The organism is Pseudocitrobacter corydidari (assembly GCF_021172065.1).
Taxonomy (GTDB): Bacteria; Pseudomonadota; Gammaproteobacteria; order Enterobacterales; family Enterobacteriaceae; genus Pseudocitrobacter; species Pseudocitrobacter corydidari.
In genome coordinates, this window is record NZ_CP087880.1 from 3,990,434 (window position 1) to 4,006,189 (window position 15,756).

Sequence of the window (15,756 nt, forward strand, 5' to 3'; positions counted from 1 at the left end):
GCTATTTGAGCTTTTCCATCAACGCCTGATGGACGTTAGGCGGCAGAAAGTCGGTGACATCACCCTGATGACGCGCCACCTCTTTGACTAAAGAAGAGGAGATAAACGACCACTCTTTTGACGGCATCAAAAACACGCTTTCCAGCTCTGGCATCAGATGGCGGTTCATGTGCGCCAGCTGCATTTCATATTCAAAATCCGCCACCGCGCGCAGGCCGCGAATCAAAATAGTGGCCTGCCGATCGCGAGCAAAGTTGGCCATCAAATCGCTGAAACCGACAACTTCTACGTTATCCAGATGCGCAATCGCCTGCTGTGCCAGCGCGACGCGTTCATTGAGATCAAACATCGGTTTCTTGCTGGGGCTGGCGGCAATGGCCAGAATCACCCGATCGAACATTTTGCTCGCGCGGGTAATGATATCGATATGACCGTTAGTGATGGGATCGAACGTGCCTGGATAAATCGCCCGTTTTTGCATGACAGCCTCAGTGCGCTCTGGGTGGCAGATAAGGTTCCAGCAGTTGCAGCATGCGCTGTAACGCGCCCTGGTTTTGGTAGAGCACTTCAACTGCGTGACGACCGTAGAAGTTACGATAATCTTCGTCAGTCAGTAAAGAGGAAATCTCTTTCGCCAGCGACGCGGCGTCGGTCACCGTGATCAGGCCGCTGGCCTGATCGAGACGCGCGCAGATGTCTTTAAAGTTGAAAGTATGTGGCCCCATGAGCACCGGAATGGCGTGCGCCGCCGCTTCCAGCGGGTTATGACCACCACGCTCAACCAGAGAACCGCCCACAAAAGCGAGGTCTGCAATGCCGTAAAGCAGCATCAGTTCGCCCATCGTGTCGCCCACCACAACCTGGGTGCCCGCCGAAGGAACTTCGCCAGAGGAGCGAGTGATAAAGCTTAAACCTGCCTGGCGCACCAGATTGATGGTGTCCGGGAAACGTTCCGGATGGCGCGGGACCAGAATCAACAGCAGGTCGGGGAAGGTTTTCAGCAGTTGCTGATGCGCTTCCAGCATGATGCTCTCTTCGCCTTCGTGCGTACTGGTGGCAATCCATACCGGACGATGCGGCGCCCACTGGCGGCGCAGGGTAATGGCTTTCGTCGCCAGCTGTGGCGTCACGGAGATATCAAACTTCAGGCTACCGGTAACCGAGAGCTGATTGCGTTTCGCACCCAGCGCGATAAACCGTTCGCCGTCTTCTTCGTTTTGCGCGGCAATGAGCGTTATACGGCGCAGCAGCGTCTGCACAAACTTGCCGAGTTTGGCATAACCCGCCGCAGAGCGCGCAGACAGGCGTGCGTTGGCAATCACCAGCGGGATTTTACGTTTATGTAGCGCGGCAATCAGGTTCGGCCACAGCTCGGTCTCCATAATCAGCACCAGCTTGGGGTCGACTTTATCGAGAAAACGGCTGATGGCATCCGGGAGATCGTAAGGAAGATAAACGTGCTGTACGTCGCTGCCGAAGGCGGAAAGGACGCGCTCAGAGCCGGTTGGCGTCATGGTGGTCACGGTAATCGGCAGGTCGGGATAGCGATGGCGCAGTGCGCGCACCAGCGGAATGGCGGCCAGCGTTTCGCCGACGGAAACCGAGTGCAGCATAATGCCGCCCGGCGTCAGCGGCTTACGATAAAAACCGTAGCGCTCGCCCCAACGTTTGCGGTATGCCGGCGCTTTACGTCCACGCACCCAAAGCCGTATCCAGATCAAAGGCTGAATAAGGTAGAGGAGTGATGTGTAGAGCAATTGAAGCATAATACGCAGCTGGCTTAGGAATGTGCTGAGGATTCTAAGTATTTAGCCCAACCTTTACCATCATTTTTGCCGATTTGAGCTGATTTAGCGGGAAAAATGGCTTTGCGCCATTAAACGTTAAACTATATTTGCTTTTTTATATGATTAATTGATGTTGTCTAAGCGTGCGCCTAAGGCCTTACGCCTAAACACAATGCCTTACGTAATTCTATTACTCATTGTTTTAACAGAGAATAAACTTAATTGAGGTTAAAAAATATTCAATTCGGTTTGCTTAGGAATAAGTGATACACTAAGCCGCAATTAGAGCACGACGTCAGTATTCAGGTAACTGTGAGCCTGGGGCGGTAGCGTGCCTTTTTTTCAATTCCGACTGGTTATTATACGCAAAATCATTCAAGTTGCATCAAGGCGGCAAAGGAGTGACAAATTCGTCAGGAACGAATTTGACCAGCCAAAGGCTGGCCTTTGGTGAGAGACAGGGATGTCTCTCATTAATCCCAGGAGCGTACATAAGTACGTGACTGGGGTGAACGAGTGCAGCCAACGCAGAGGCAGCTTGAAGGATGACGTGTATATCATCATAAAGAGCCGCTTGTGGAAAAAAAGTTCACCCGAATTCTGGTTATTAAAATGCGTTTCCATGGGGATATGTTGCTGACTACGCCAGTTATCAGCACGCTGAAACGTAATTACCCTGATGCGAAAATCGATATGCTGCTGTATCAGGATACGATCCCCATTATTTCGGAAAATCCGGAAATCAATGCGTTATATGGCATCAGCAATAAAGGCACAGCGGCAACCGCGAAAATAGCGAATTTTTACGGATTGGTGAAAACCCTGCGGGCGAATCAGTATGACCTGATTGTCAATCTGACCGATCAATGGATGATTGCGGTGCTGGTGCGTTTGCTGAATGCTAAAGTCAAAATCTCCCAGGATTTCGCCCATCGCCAGTCGGCATTCTGGAAAAAAAGCTTTACCCATCTAGCGCCGTTTCAGGGCGAACACTGCGTGCTGCGCAACCTTTCTGCGCTGGCGCCGCTGGGGTTAACCCAAACCTGTCTGGAAACATCCATGCCCTACGCGCCGGAACATTGGGAGCGTATGCGACAACAGCTGGATGCTTTCGGAGTGGGTGACAACTACGTTGTGATTCAGCCGACCGCGCGCCAGCCGTTCAAATGCTGGGATAACGACAAATTCGCACAGGTCATCGATTCGCTCCAGCAGCGTGGTTATCAGGTTGTGCTGACCTCCGGGCCCGGCGTGGAAGACCTCGCCTGTGTCGAAGATATCGCTATGCAGTGTAAATCTCGCCCGGTGACGGGCCTTGCGGGTAAAACGCGCTTTCCCGAACTGGGCGCGTTAATCGACCATGCCGTACTGTTTATTGGCGTCGATTCGGCACCCGGTCACATTGCAGCCGCGGTAAAAACGCCGGTGATTTGTCTGTTTGGCGCGACCGACCATGTTTTCTGGCGTCCGTGGACCGAAGACATTATTCAGTTCTGGGCTGGGAATTATCAGGCGATGCCACCGCGCTCGCAGCTCGATCGCAATAAAAAGTATATGTCCGTTATACCTGCCGCTGATGTGATTGCGGCAACGGAGAAAATGTTGCCGTCGGGAGAGGCGCTATGATTGTCGCCTTCTGTCTCTATAAATATTTTCCGTTCGGTGGCCTGCAGCGCGATTTTTTACGCATTGCCCAAACCGTGGCGGCGCGCGGTCATCACGTGCGCGTTTATACGCAATCCTGGCAGGGCGACTGTCCGGCTGAGTTTGAACTGATCACCGTGCCGGTGAAATCGCGGACCAACCACGGGCGCAACGCTGAGTATTACGCGTGGGTGCAGGCGCATCTGAAAGCGCATCCGGCGGAGCGTATCATCGGTTTCAATAAAATGCCGGGTCTGGATGTGTATTACGCCGCCGACGTTTGTTATGCCGAGAAAGTGGCGCAGGAGAAAGGCTTTTTCTATCGCCTGACCGCCCGCTATCGTCACTATGCGGCGTTCGAACGCGCCACGTTTGAGAAAGGCAAAGCAACGCAATTATTGATGCTGACGAATAAGCAAATCGCCGATTTCCAGAAGCATTATCAAACCGAACCTGAGCGCTTCCATATTCTGCCGCCGGGGATTTATCCGGATCGTAAATATAGTCAACAAATTCCCGACGCCCGCGCGGTTTATCGCGCGAAAAACGGTATTGGTGAACACGAGTTCCTGTTGCTTCAGGTCGGTTCCGATTTCAGCCGAAAAGGTGTAGATCGCTCGATTGAAGCGCTGGCGGCGTTACCGGACGCCCTTCGCTGCAAAACCACGCTGTATGTTGTGGGTCAGGATAAGCCGGGGCGATTTGAAGCGCTGGCCACGAAGCGCGGCGTACGTGAGAACGTCCACTTTTTCTCGGGGCGTAACGACGTCTCTGAACTGATGGCCGCCGCCGATGTTTTACTGCATCCGGCCTATCAGGAAGCGGCCGGGATTGTGCTGCTCGAAGCGATTACCGGCGGCCTGCCGGTGCTGGTGAGCGAAGTTTGCGGCTACGCGCACTACATCGCGGCGGCAAACTGCGGCGAAGTGCTGGGCGAGCCCTGGAAACAGTCGGCGCTTAATGATGCGCTACGCAATGCATTGACGAATCCGCAACTCCGTCAGGCGTGGGCTGAAAATGCTCGCCATTACGCGGATACGCAGGATCTCTACAGCCTGCCTGAGAAGGCGGCTGATATCATAATTGGTGATGTTCATGGTTGAGTTGAAAGAACCGCTTGCGACCCTCTGGCGCGGAAAAGATCCGTTTGAAGAGGTAAAAAAACTGCAGGGGGAAGTTTTCAGAGAGCTGGAAACGCGCCGTACGCTGCGTTTTGAACTGGCCGGGAAAAGCTACTTCCTGAAGTGGCACCGTGGTACCGCGATGAAAGAAGTGGTGAAAAACCTGCTTTCGCTGCGTATGCCGGTGCTCGGCGCAGACCGAGAGTGGAACGCGATTCATAAATTGCGCGATGTTGGCGTGGACACCATGTGCGGCGTGGGTTATGGCGAAAAAGGCCTGAACCCGGTGCGCAAAGTGTCGTTTATCATCACCGAAGATCTGACCCCGACCATCAGTCTGGAAGATTACTGTGCGGACTGGGTTAACAACCCGCCGCAGCCGCGCGTAAAACGGATGATCATCAACCGTGTCGCGACAATGGTGAGAAAGATGCACCTGGCGGGGATTAATCACCGCGATTGCTACATCTGCCACTTCCTGCTGCACCTGCCGTTTGATGGCCACGAAGAGAACCTGAAGATTTCGGTTATCGACCTGCATCGCGCACAAATGCGCAGCCATGTGCCGCTGCGCTGGCGTGATAAAGACCTGATTGGACTCTATTTTTCTTCGATGAATATCGGTTTGACGCAGCGCGATATCTTCCGCTTTATGAAGGTTTATTTTGCTAAGCCGCTGCGGGAGATTCTTATCCAGGAAAAAGATCTGATCAGTCACGCTGAGAAAAAAGCTGAATATATTCGTGAGCGGACAATAAGAAAATCACTTTAAAGATAGCCATTCAAGAAATTAATGATGAACCAAGAAATTAATACTGCAGCCTATCGAAATAACTTTGTCTCTCATCAGGAACCACTATTTAGCAATGACAGTGAAATGGACAAGACATTGCATATCGCTCTATGTTTTGACCATAACTTTGCAATGCCTGCCGGTGTAGCTATATTTTCAATTATAGAAAACAATAAGAACACGAACTTACATTTTCATCTTATTACTACAGGCATTACTGATTCCGATGTAGATTCTTTTAAAAAGTTAAAAGCAAGTAATGTATCAATAACTGTTTATTATATTGATGATAATTTCAATATCAATTCTGATACATTAGTCTTAGGTATTCCATTATCAACATGTTTACGATTTTTAATTCCCGAGGTAATCGATAAAGAAATAGAATCGATTCTTTATCTTGATTGTGATGTGATTTGTCATGGTGATATATCGGGACTTATGCATGTTGATTTTGGTAATGTCATCGCCGCGGTGATTTCCGACTCACAGGAAATGAAAGATAGAGTCGAACAGCTCGGTTATAATGTTAACTTTCACTGTTACTTCAATGCCGGCGTTATGCTCATCAATACTGAAGCCTGGAGGGGTAATGATATCACCGGGCAAGCGCTAACAATGATTAATAGCGGAAAGGTTTTTCGATATGCAGATCAGGATGTATTAAATATTCTATTAAATGGCAAACTGCTTTACCTCGATGCAAAATATAATAATAAAGTAACGTTGAGTGTTAACGAAGATGTTGAGCAGAAATATATAGATGGCACTCTGATTATGCATTATGTTACCCCAAGTAAACCATGGTATAAGATATTTCAGGCTAAACGCTTTGATTTCTATTTTAACAACTCTCCATGGTCTTTATGTAAACGACATCAATCACCTTCATACAGTATGATTAGATTGAAAGCAAAGCATGAAGTATCTCAAGGGAACTATTTCGAAGGTCTGAAGTATTATATTTTATATATTGTCTCTAAGTTATCGAAACGTAAATTATAGAATTGCTCCGATGATAATTTTTATGCCAATAGATGATATTTCCACAGAATTGAATGAGTAATTAATGAGAACAACTTACTTCAATGAGAAAGACGTTATATTATCAGTAAATGATTATAATTATTTATCTGATAATATTAGCGAAACTTTCAATATATCCTACGGGATTGATAAGAATTTTCTCTATGGTTGTGGTATTTCAATCGCATCTATCCTTGTAGCGAATCAGGGAACTAGTTTAACTTTTCATGTGTTCACTGATTTTTTGACAGAAGATGTTCGTAATAAATTCTCGAAACTTGCACAGAAATACGGTGCGCGCATAATTATTTATCTGGTCAACTGTGATGCTCTGAAATCACTTCCGAGTACCAGGAATTGGACCTATGCGACTTATTTTCGCTTCATTATTGCTGACTATTTTGCAGGGAAAGCTAAAAAAGTCTTATATCTGGATGCGGATATCGGCTGCAAAGGAAGTATTAAAGAGCTTATCGATTTGCAGTTTACTGAAAATGAGATCGCGGCTGTAGTCATGGAAGGGAACACCGCCTGGTGGGGTAAGAGAGCGGAAACTCTGCATACACCAGGCCTGGCGGAAGGTTACTTCAATGCCGGTTTCCTGCTCATTAATATCGCAGCCTGGAATGCCGAAGAGATCTCGAAGAAAGCCATTGAAATGCTGCGGGACCCGGAAGTTACCAGCAAGATAACGCACCTTGATCAGGATGTCCTGAACATGCTGCTGGTGGGTAAAGCGCGCTTTATCGATCCGAAGTTTAATACGCAGTACAGCCTCAACTATGAACTGAAGAAATCCGTTGTCAGGCCGGTGAATGATAAAACGGTGTTTATCCATTATATCGGCCCCACGAAACCGTGGCATCTCTGGGGAGACTATCCGGTTTCAGCCTGCTTCCTGAATGCAAAAGATCATTCACCGTGGAAGGATGATGCGTTGCTGGCACCGAAAACGGCGGCCCAATACCGATACTGTGCCAAACATCAGCTGCATCAGAAGCAATTCGTTAAAGGTATTTTGAGTTACGTTCTTTATTTTAAAAAGAAAATCACAAAATAAAATATATATAGGTGATGCTGTGAACTCACTTCCCGTAATTGAAATATCAGAATATAAAGTCTTTGATGATAGACCACATACTAGTGCTGATATTGATGCATTAAATATTGCTTATGGTGTAGACAGGAATTACCTCGACTGGGTGGGAATATCCATCACGTCAGTAGTCATTAATAACAGTATTGATATTAATTATCATATTGTGGCTGATGAATACAACGCCTCTTTCCTGGAGAATATTGAAGCCTTAGCAAAGAAATACAAACTAAAAATTAGTTTATATTTAATTAATGCCGATCGGCTGGACTGTTTACCAAGAACAAAAGTCTGGTCTCGCGCCATGTACTTCCGGCTATTTGCATTCCAACTCTTTAGCAACAAACTGGATAAACTGCTCTATCTGGACGCCGATGTCTTTTGCAAAGGGCGTCTGGATGAGCTGGCCGCGTGCGACCTTAATGGAACGATTGCAGCAGTCGTGAAAGATGTCGACTCGATGCAGAAAAAAGTGGTCGATCGGTTGAGAGACCCTGAGCTTCAGGGAAACTATTTTAACTCCGGTGTGGTTTATGCCAACTTGCAGGAGTGGGTGAAAAACGATCTAACTCACCGAATTTTGGCAATGCTGACGCATGAAAATCATGACAATATTATCTATAAATACCCTGATCAGGATGTATTAAATATTTTGCTCAAAGGGAAAATAAAATTCCTGCCGAGGAAGTTTAATACTATTTATACAATAAAAAGTGAGTTAAAAGACAGAACACATCAAAAATACAAAGACACCATTTTTGATGAAACGGTACTGATTCACTATACCGGTGTTACCAAACCCTGGCATAAATGGGCTGTTTATCCATCTGTTCGTTATTACTTGCAGGCGCTGGCAGTGTCACCGTGGAAAGACCAGCCCCCTCGCGATGCACAGACTATTGTTGAATTGAAAAAACGCTACAAGCATCTGCTCGTTCAACACAAATATTATTCCGGGTTTGTTGCTGGTGTTTCTTATTTGCTGAGAAAACATTCCATCCGCTGAATATTTTATTAACTTTTGGTTTATTATGAGTATTAAACATCACATTAAAGATTATGTCGTTTTCACAAAATCTGATGGTGAAAAATACATCAATGTGTTTAACGATTTTTTATCCTACAATATTAAAATTATAAAAGTCTTCCGTAATATTGAGGATACTAAGGTTTTGTTGATCGATACCCAGTACGGGAAAATGATCTTAAAAATCTTTGCACCAAAAGTTAAGCAGAATGAACGTTTCCTCAAAGCGATGGTGAAGGGCGATTACTACGAGAAACTGTTCGAACAAACCGAGCGTGTCAGGAAAGAAGGCCTCGACTCAGTTAACGATTTCTATCTCCTGGCGGAGAAGAAAACGTTACGCTTTGCGCATTACTACATCATGCTGATTGAGTATATCGAAGGTGTTGAACTGGTTGATATTCCTGAAATAGACGATGAACTTAAACAAAAAATCAAAGCGTCAATTTCCGGGTTACATCAGCACGGTATGGTTTCTGGCGATCCGCATAAAGGCAACTTTATCATTGAAGATGGCGTTGTCAGAATTATCGACTTATCGGGTAAATCGCCTTCGTCTATGCGCATGGCCAAGGACCGAATCGATCTTGAACGTCATTATGGTATTGTTAATGAGGTTAAAGATGCAGGTTACTATCGTCTGATATTTAAAAAGAAATTTCGTAATTTTATTAGAAGACTTAAAGGGAAAGAAGTCCGGTAAAGCCTTTAATTATTATATGTGTCATCAATGATTTTAGAAATATACATACTGATAAATTATTAATGATACGGATATATATATTCAACTGTGGACAAATCCTGGTTTTAATTGTATATGCTATATACGTTTTTGTGGAGTTCATCGTAGTTTAAAGCTTGCTGCATTTGCCGGCGAAAAGTAGCCTATCTCTACAGGTTTTTTATGAAACACATTAAATATATTACACATGCTGATGTTCAGAGGCTGATTGAGCAGAAAACATCGGACGATGCGATCATTTTTCTGTCAGGCCCAACATCAAAGAAGACGCCACTTTCTGTACTGGAAAGTAAAGATGTCATCACGGTAAATGGGTCTGCAGACTATTTACTCAGTCACAATATTGCGCCATTCATCTACATTTTGACGGATGCGCGGTTTTTGCATCAACGCCGTGACGATTTCTATCGTTTCAGTCGCGGTAGCCGCTTTACGATCGTAAATACGGATGTTTATGAAGAGGCCTCAGAAGAGGATAAAAAATATCTTCGTGAAAATTGCCATATCCTCAAAGCATTTTATAAGCGGGAGAAAGGCGGATTTGCCAAAAAAGTAAAGCTCGCGGTGCTGAGGCGTTTGTACCGCAATTTGCTGATTAAGGTACCCTTTTCGAAGAGAGGGCGTCTCGTCGGCTTTTGTAAGGATATTGCGATTGGCTACTGCTCGTGCCATACCGTAGCTTATACGGCGATTCAGATTGCTTACTCATTGTGCTATTCGCGGATTGTGTGTTCCGGACTGGATCTTACCGGTACCTGTCAGCGTTTTTACGATGAAAGCAATAATCCGATGCCTTCTGAACTGAGTAAGGATCTGCATAAGATATTGCCGTTCTTTAAGTTTATGAGCCGTAATGTGCCTGATATGCGAATCTATAATCTGTCTGATGATACAGCAATCAGTTACGACATTATCCCATTTATCGAAGTTTCAGAACTGGCCGATACTACGCCAAAAAAGATCGTGGATACTAAAAAAAAATTCACGTCTGATGATGCGCGTGTTCATGCGTAAAAGCCATATCGAATAGTTTGATTAATTAGACCATGTGCTGGTAAAAAAGATGCGCCTTGGAACATTTCACAAGAAAAAAAGATTATTAATTAATAAAATTAAAATCAACTTTCTCTCTTTTCTTTTAAGCCACAAAAGTGCGAGTCTTTTACCTGCAAATTCTATCAAAAGCTGTTTGCTGATTCATGATAATAGTAAGCTTGGTGATCTGATTGTATTAAGTGCCTTATATCGGGCGCTGGCTGAGCGAGGCATTAAGCTGTCTATTATCTCTTGTGGTGTCGGGCATGCATTTTTGAAAGCCAACCCAGGCATTACCCAATTCTTTATCAAAGATTCAAATAGTATCCCAGACGTTCTGAAGCTGCGCAGAGAGCTTGCACGGCATCAATTCGATGTTGTGCTGGACCCTTTTGAAACGCTGCCCAGTTTCGGTCATGCGCTGCTTCTGTCAGGGCTAAGAAATCATTATATCCTTGGTTTCGATAAGTGGTACAAACGCTACTACTCCAGTTATCATCCGCATGATGAGCAGTTAACAGAGCACATGGCCACGCGGACGCGCGTTATCTGTGAGCATCTTTTTGGCGAAGGCGTTCAATACGATGAGCGTTATGATTTGCCGCTTCCTGCTGATGTGGAACAGCAGTTACAAGACTTCGTCGGCGATTCAAAGGTGGTGATTGTTAATCCCATCGGGGCAAAGAAAATTTGCCGAATGTCGACTCAGCAAATTCAGCTCATCGATAGCTGGTTAAAAGAGAATCATCCGGAGCTGCGAATTATTTATACGGGGCATCCAAAAGATCTCCCGCTGATCCCGATTAAGGATTTCGAGACGCTGCCGTTTAAAGATTTCATCCATGCCGTCGCATTGACTAAATATTGTCAGTACGTTATCTCCGTTGATACCGCCCTGGTCCATATTGCTTCTGCTTATGACCGGCCAACGCTGGCCTTCTACCCGAAAGCAAGGCATGAAGATTATCCGTCACCGATTATTTGGGCACCGAATAATCTACGGGCGCAGCAGGTGATATCGCCAACCTGTAGCGCATACGATATCGAAGAGAGAGTCTTGTTGGATGCTTTGAAACGGTTGTTCCAATAAAAAAGTGAGCCATTATGGCTCACTTTTTTTTGGCGATTTTATTCTTCTGGTCTGGCGGGTAATTCACGCTGGCTCTGGAAGAAGAGCAGTACCGTAGTGCCGCAGATAATGATTATCGGCACGCTACGTGACCAGATCAGTACATCGCTCAATCCCAGGCCAATAATGGCCAGAGTAAAAGCAAACAGACCGAGCGAACGATAGTAATACACGGCGTAGAATAACCCGGCATAGAACAGTAGTGTAGATAGCACTCCCGCCAGCCCTTTTAGCGACCCCGCCTCGATAAATTCATTATGCAGATGTACATTCAGGTAAGGCATTACTCCCAACAGCGATTTATCTTTGGCAACTAACCCCTTCGCGCTCTGCGCACGTTCTTCAGCGCCTCGCCATGCCAGTGGCGCCTCTTCAAAAATATCAAACCCGACCTGATACATCGCCAGGCGTGCGCCTAATGAGGACTGGCTGTTGTTTTTGGTTTGGTATTTCTCAATATCGTGCATTGCACTTTCATAGCGTTGAGAAATCGGCTTACTGAAAATGAAGCTCAGGACAACGAGGAAAGTGAGGAAAGTAATAACGGATAAAAAGAGCTTTTTGGGGGCCTTACTAAAGTAGAGCACCAGCGTGATGGCGCAGATAACCGGGAACAGCAGCACTGCAGAGCGAGTCTGCGTGAAGATCAGCGCAGTGAAGATGGCGGCTGTATTAAGCAGGAACAGCAGAGGATGGCTTTTCTCTACACAGAGAATAGATATCGCGCTGATAATGCCAATCAGCATAATGGAGTAGGCCGCGCCCGTAGCTGTGCCGATACCGAAATCGATTCGTGCCATACCAGCATTAAATTTAAGCCAGGTGGCGTAGCCAAAAATAATAAATGACACCGAGTAAAAGAGATAAAGCAGCGCATTTTTCTTTACTTTAAATTTTGATGTCGATGCCAGCAGGACAATAAATGTCCCGAACAGAAAGATTTTCGCGGTGTTCAGATAGCTGTGATACGTGGCCCGAAAGGGTGAGTTATCCACCTTGAACATGGAATACCAGATAACATCTACAATGCCGATCAGTAAGATTGCGGCCGGAAGGATGCAGGCTTTACCCGTTAGCGTGGCCGTTTTTCCCCTGACGATTAACGTCAGTATGGCCAGAACCCCGGTAATATTAAATAACTTCATACTTAAGTTATTATTAATTAGAGCGATAAGTAACGTTGCAGCACAAAGCGTAAATGTGAGAATTTCCAGTACAGAAGCGGTTTTTTGGGTATAACCCTTCCAGCCTGGCACGGTTGTAGAGGCTAACATACAGGTCCTTTATTTAAGGGCTGAGATCTCATGCCAAACGGCATTTGCAGTCAGATGCGCTAAATCACGATCGGTAGAGCAGCATGCTACCTGGTTCTTTCCATAACCACCAATTAACCCAGGGTCCGTTGGGCCATACAACGTAATATTCGGTCGATCCAGCGCCGCCGTAAGATGGCTAAGCCCCGTGTCCACCGAGACAACATAGTTTGCGCCAGCCAGTACATGTGCGATGGCTTCGAGGCTCAGGCGCGGCAGTACCTCGACGTAATCAAACCCTTCCGCTAAACGCTTCGCGCGTGCTTCTTCGTGCGGCGCGCCCCACGGCAATTTCACCTTTAGCCCACTCTCTTTCAGCAAGCCAATTAACTCTCGCCAGTGCGTTTCCGGCCAGTGTTTGTCATCACGCGTGGTGGCATGCAGGAATACGACGTAAGGCTCCGCAGCGGTTTGCGTCAGGAAGTGACGCGCAATCGCATAATCACCCTGTGTCTGAGGTTTTGCATAACCCAGACTTTTGGCAAACAGTTCGCGCGTGCGCTCCACGGCGTGCTGCTGTTTAGCGATATGGTGGCGACGATTATAGAACAGGCTTGCCAGCGGCTCGCGCGCGGTTTGCCAGTCCATACCGTGCTTGATACCGTGCGCCAGTCGTGTGACAAGCGCGGCGCTTTTCACCAGCCCCTGCGCATCAATCACCGCATCGTATTTCACGGCCTGAAGCGTCTCGCGAAACGCTTTCCGCTCGGCTTTAATCGGCGCGGAGAACCATGCTTTGCGCCAGCGACGAATCGCCACCGGGATAACGCGCTCGACGGCTTCGTGCCACGAAGGGATCTGCGCGAAACCTTCTTCAACCACCCAGTCGAAGCGAATGCCGGGAAATGCCTGCATGGCGTCAGTTAACGCGGGCAATGTATGCAATACATCGCCCATCGAGGAGGTTTTTACGATCAATACCCGCATCCGTCAGGCTTCCTCGTCCAGCAGTAGGGCATTCAGCTCTTCCAGCACACGGGCTGGCGTGATGTCGATCAGGCTTTGATGGTAGCCTTCCGCAGCATCGCCTTTGCGCACTTTGTGGTAGCCGGTGATCAGACGAATGACGCGTGCTTTGTTCGACAGCGGCGGGGTGAAATCCGGGCTGCTGGGGCCGTAAAGGGCAACCAGCGGGCGGTTCAGGGCTGCGGCGACGTGCATTAAACCGGAGTCATTAGTGACGACCGCTTTGCAGGCGGCAATCAGAACCACAGCCTGTTCCAGCTGGGTTTCACCAGCCAGGTTGCGACACCAGGCCTGCTGCTCGGTGCTCAGTGCGGCCAGGATTTCATTGCCGGCTTCGTGATCTTTTGCGGAGCCAAACAGCGCGATTTGATAGCCTTCGTCGATCAGCTGCTTCGCCAGTTCGGCGTAATGATAGTGCGGCCAGCGCTTTGCCGGGCCGAACTCTGCGCCAGGGCAGAAGCCAATCATCGGGCGTTCAGAGGAGATATTGAAGGTGTTGCACATCTGCGATTTCTCGCCTTCGGCAACGTGCAACTGTGGCCACAGCAGCGGCTGCGGCAAATCTTTCGCGCAGCGCATTACGCCTTTATCAAAGGCCAGCGCCACGTAGCGTTCAACCATCAGCGGCCAGGCGTCTTTATTCAGCACGCGGGCGTCGTTGAGCAGGCCGTAGCGCATCTCGCCACGCCAGCCGGTACGCAGCGGAATACCGGCAAAGAAGGGAACCAGTGCCGATTTAAACGAATTAGGCAGCACATACGCGCGGTCATAGCGGCGGTCACGCAGGCTGTGACCCAGCCTGCGACGTTCGCCCAACTCCAGCGCCCCGTGCCCAAGCGGCATCGGGATCGCGTCGTTGACTTCCGGCATACGTGCTAAAAGCGGACGGCACCACGCGGGTGCCATCACGTCAATGATAGCCTGGGGATAGCGCGCCTTGAGCGTGCGATAGAGACTTTGCGACATCATCATGTCGCCCACCCATGACGGGCCAATCACCAAAATATTCATTGTTAAGCGTCGCGATTCAACCAGGCCATATATTCCGCCACGCCTTCAGCGACGGTTTTGAACGGCTTGTCGTAGCCCGCCGCGCGCAGGTTAGTCAGGTCAGCCTGCGTGAATGCCTGGTAGCGGCCTTTCAGTTTTTCCGGGAACGGAATGTATTCCAGCGTGCCTTTTTTGTGATACGCCAGTGCAGCATCCGCCACGGCCTGGAAGGATTCCGCGCGGCCGGTACCCAGGTTGTAGATACCGGATACGCCGTTTTCCCAGAACCACAGATTCACGTCTGCCACGTCGCCCACATAGACGAAATCACGTTTGAAGCCGTCGCTGCCTTCGAACAGTTTCGGGCTTTCGCCGTTGTTTAACTGGGTGTTGAGGTGGAAGGCCACGCTCGCCATGCTGCCTTTATGGCCTTCGCGCGGGCCATACACGTTGAAGTAGCGGAAGCCGACAATCGGCGAGTTCGCTTCTGGCAGGATCTGGCGGACATATTCGTCGAACAGGAACTTCGAGTAGCCGTAAACGTTCAGCGGTTTCTCATATTCGCGGGATTCGATGAAGTCGCTGGTGCGACCGCCGTAGGTGGCTGCAGAAGAGGCGTACAGGAACGGAATTTCGCGCTCCAGGCAGTAGTGCAGCAGCTCTTTGGAGTACTGATAGTTGTTATCCATCATGTACTTGCCGTCCCACTCGGTGGTGGAGGAGCAGGCGCCTTCGTGGAAGATCGCTTCGATTTCACCGAACTCTTCACCCGCCATAATCTGGATCAGAAAGTCTTCTTTATCCATGTAGTCGGCGATGTTCAGGTCGACCAGGTTTACAAACTTGGTGCCGTCTTTCAGGTTATCTACCACCAGAATGTCGGTGATGCCTTTGTCATTGAGCGCTTTAACGATGTTGCTGCCGATAAAGCCAGCGCCGCCGGTAACGATGATCATAACTGTAACCTTTGAAATGTGAGTACCCTGGACAATCCAGGGCGCTAATGACTCTTATCATAACATCACATCGACCCGCCTTCAGCCTTTCACCATCAAAGCCCCGGGCGACGCGTGATTTATGCTACAAA

Annotated in this window: 15 protein-coding genes; 9 read left to right on the forward strand and 6 right to left on the reverse strand. The window is 48.0% G+C overall.

All coding sequences use genetic code 11. The features are described from left to right. Nucleotide 1: 1 nt before the first annotated feature. Together coaD and waaA are read right to left on the reverse strand one after the other, a co-directional pair. Entirely contained in the window at nt 2–481 is a 480-nt protein-coding gene (gene coaD / locus G163CM_RS18510; protein ID WP_108476534.1) for a pantetheine-phosphate adenylyltransferase, read from the reverse strand. Nucleotides 482–488: 7 nt separating this feature from the next. Next, complete coding sequence (gene waaA / locus G163CM_RS18515) at nt 489–1,766, reverse strand: lipid IV(A) 3-deoxy-D-manno-octulosonic acid transferase (protein WP_231825904.1); 1,278 nt, start codon at nt 1,764–1,766, stop codon at nt 489–491. A 597-nt stretch (nt 1,767–2,363) separates the two neighbouring features. Between waaA and rfaQ the strand changes: the two genes are divergently transcribed. The 9 genes from rfaQ to G163CM_RS18560 all read left to right on the forward strand — a co-directional run bounded on the left by rfaQ (nt 2,364) and on the right by G163CM_RS18560 (nt 11,361). After that, the gene (rfaQ, locus tag G163CM_RS18520; RefSeq protein ID WP_231825905.1) at nt 2,364–3,413 is read left to right on the forward strand and encodes a lipopolysaccharide core heptosyltransferase RfaQ; all 1,050 of its coding nucleotides are present in this window, start codon (nt 2,364–2,366) and stop codon (nt 3,411–3,413) included. Beyond that, complete coding sequence (locus G163CM_RS18525; RefSeq protein WP_231825906.1) at nt 3,410–4,534, forward strand: glycosyltransferase family 4 protein; 1,125 nt, start codon at nt 3,410–3,412, stop codon at nt 4,532–4,534. Before rfaQ ends, G163CM_RS18525 begins: the two co-directional genes overlap by 4 nt. Then, nucleotides 4,527–5,324, forward strand: a complete 798-nt coding sequence (gene rfaP / locus G163CM_RS18530) for a lipopolysaccharide core heptose(I) kinase RfaP (protein WP_231825907.1) — start codon at nt 4,527–4,529, stop codon at nt 5,322–5,324. Before G163CM_RS18525 ends, rfaP begins: the two co-directional genes overlap by 8 nt. Nucleotides 5,325–5,345: 21 nt before the next feature. Continuing rightward, nucleotides 5,346–6,350: a glycosyltransferase family 8 protein gene (locus G163CM_RS18535; protein ID WP_231825908.1), complete on the forward strand. Its 1,005-nt coding sequence runs from the start codon at nt 5,346–5,348 to the stop codon at nt 6,348–6,350. Between the two features lie 64 nt (nt 6,351–6,414). Next, nucleotides 6,415–7,431 (forward strand): lipopolysaccharide 3-alpha-galactosyltransferase, encoded by a 1,017-nt coding sequence (gene waaO, locus G163CM_RS18540; protein WP_231825909.1) that lies wholly within the window; start codon nt 6,415–6,417, stop codon nt 7,429–7,431. Nucleotides 7,432–7,450: 19 nt separating this feature from the next. Next, nucleotides 7,451–8,473: a glycosyltransferase family 8 protein gene (locus G163CM_RS18545; RefSeq protein ID WP_231825910.1), complete on the forward strand. Its 1,023-nt coding sequence runs from the start codon at nt 7,451–7,453 to the stop codon at nt 8,471–8,473. Nucleotides 8,474–8,498: 25 nt separating this feature from the next. Then, entirely contained in the window at nt 8,499–9,197 is a 699-nt protein-coding gene (gene rfaY, locus G163CM_RS18550) for a lipopolysaccharide core heptose(II) kinase RfaY (RefSeq protein ID WP_231825911.1), read from the forward strand. A 201-nt stretch (nt 9,198–9,398) separates the two neighbouring features. After that, the gene (gene waaZ / locus G163CM_RS18555) at nt 9,399–10,250 is read left to right on the forward strand and encodes a 3-deoxy-D-manno-oct-2-ulosonate III transferase WaaZ (protein WP_231825912.1); all 852 of its coding nucleotides are present in this window, start codon (nt 9,399–9,401) and stop codon (nt 10,248–10,250) included. A 49-nt stretch (nt 10,251–10,299) separates the two neighbouring features. Beyond that, the gene (locus G163CM_RS18560) at nt 10,300–11,361 is read left to right on the forward strand and encodes a glycosyltransferase family 9 protein (protein ID WP_231825913.1); all 1,062 of its coding nucleotides are present in this window, start codon (nt 10,300–10,302) and stop codon (nt 11,359–11,361) included. A gap of 38 nt (nt 11,362–11,399) precedes the next feature. On the opposite strand, the gene G163CM_RS18565 is transcribed toward G163CM_RS18560, so the two are convergent. From G163CM_RS18565 to rfaD, 4 genes are all read right to left on the reverse strand, one after another. After that, the gene (locus G163CM_RS18565; protein WP_338050200.1) at nt 11,400–12,545 is read right to left on the reverse strand and encodes an O-antigen ligase family protein; all 1,146 of its coding nucleotides are present in this window, start codon (nt 12,543–12,545) and stop codon (nt 11,400–11,402) included. 138 nt (nt 12,546–12,683) lie between these two features. Beyond that, nucleotides 12,684–13,640: a lipopolysaccharide heptosyltransferase RfaC gene (gene rfaC / locus G163CM_RS18570; RefSeq protein ID WP_113858319.1), complete on the reverse strand. Its 957-nt coding sequence runs from the start codon at nt 13,638–13,640 to the stop codon at nt 12,684–12,686. Nucleotides 13,641–13,643: 3 nt separating this feature from the next. Next, on the reverse strand, nt 13,644–14,690 hold the full coding sequence (gene rfaF, locus G163CM_RS18575; protein ID WP_231825915.1) for an ADP-heptose--LPS heptosyltransferase RfaF: 1,047 nt from the start codon (nt 14,688–14,690) through the stop codon (nt 13,644–13,646). Nucleotides 14,691–14,692: 2 nt separating this feature from the next. Beyond that, complete coding sequence (rfaD, locus tag G163CM_RS18580) at nt 14,693–15,625, reverse strand: ADP-glyceromanno-heptose 6-epimerase (protein WP_231825916.1); 933 nt, start codon at nt 15,623–15,625, stop codon at nt 14,693–14,695. Nucleotides 15,626–15,756: the final 131 nt, after the last annotated feature.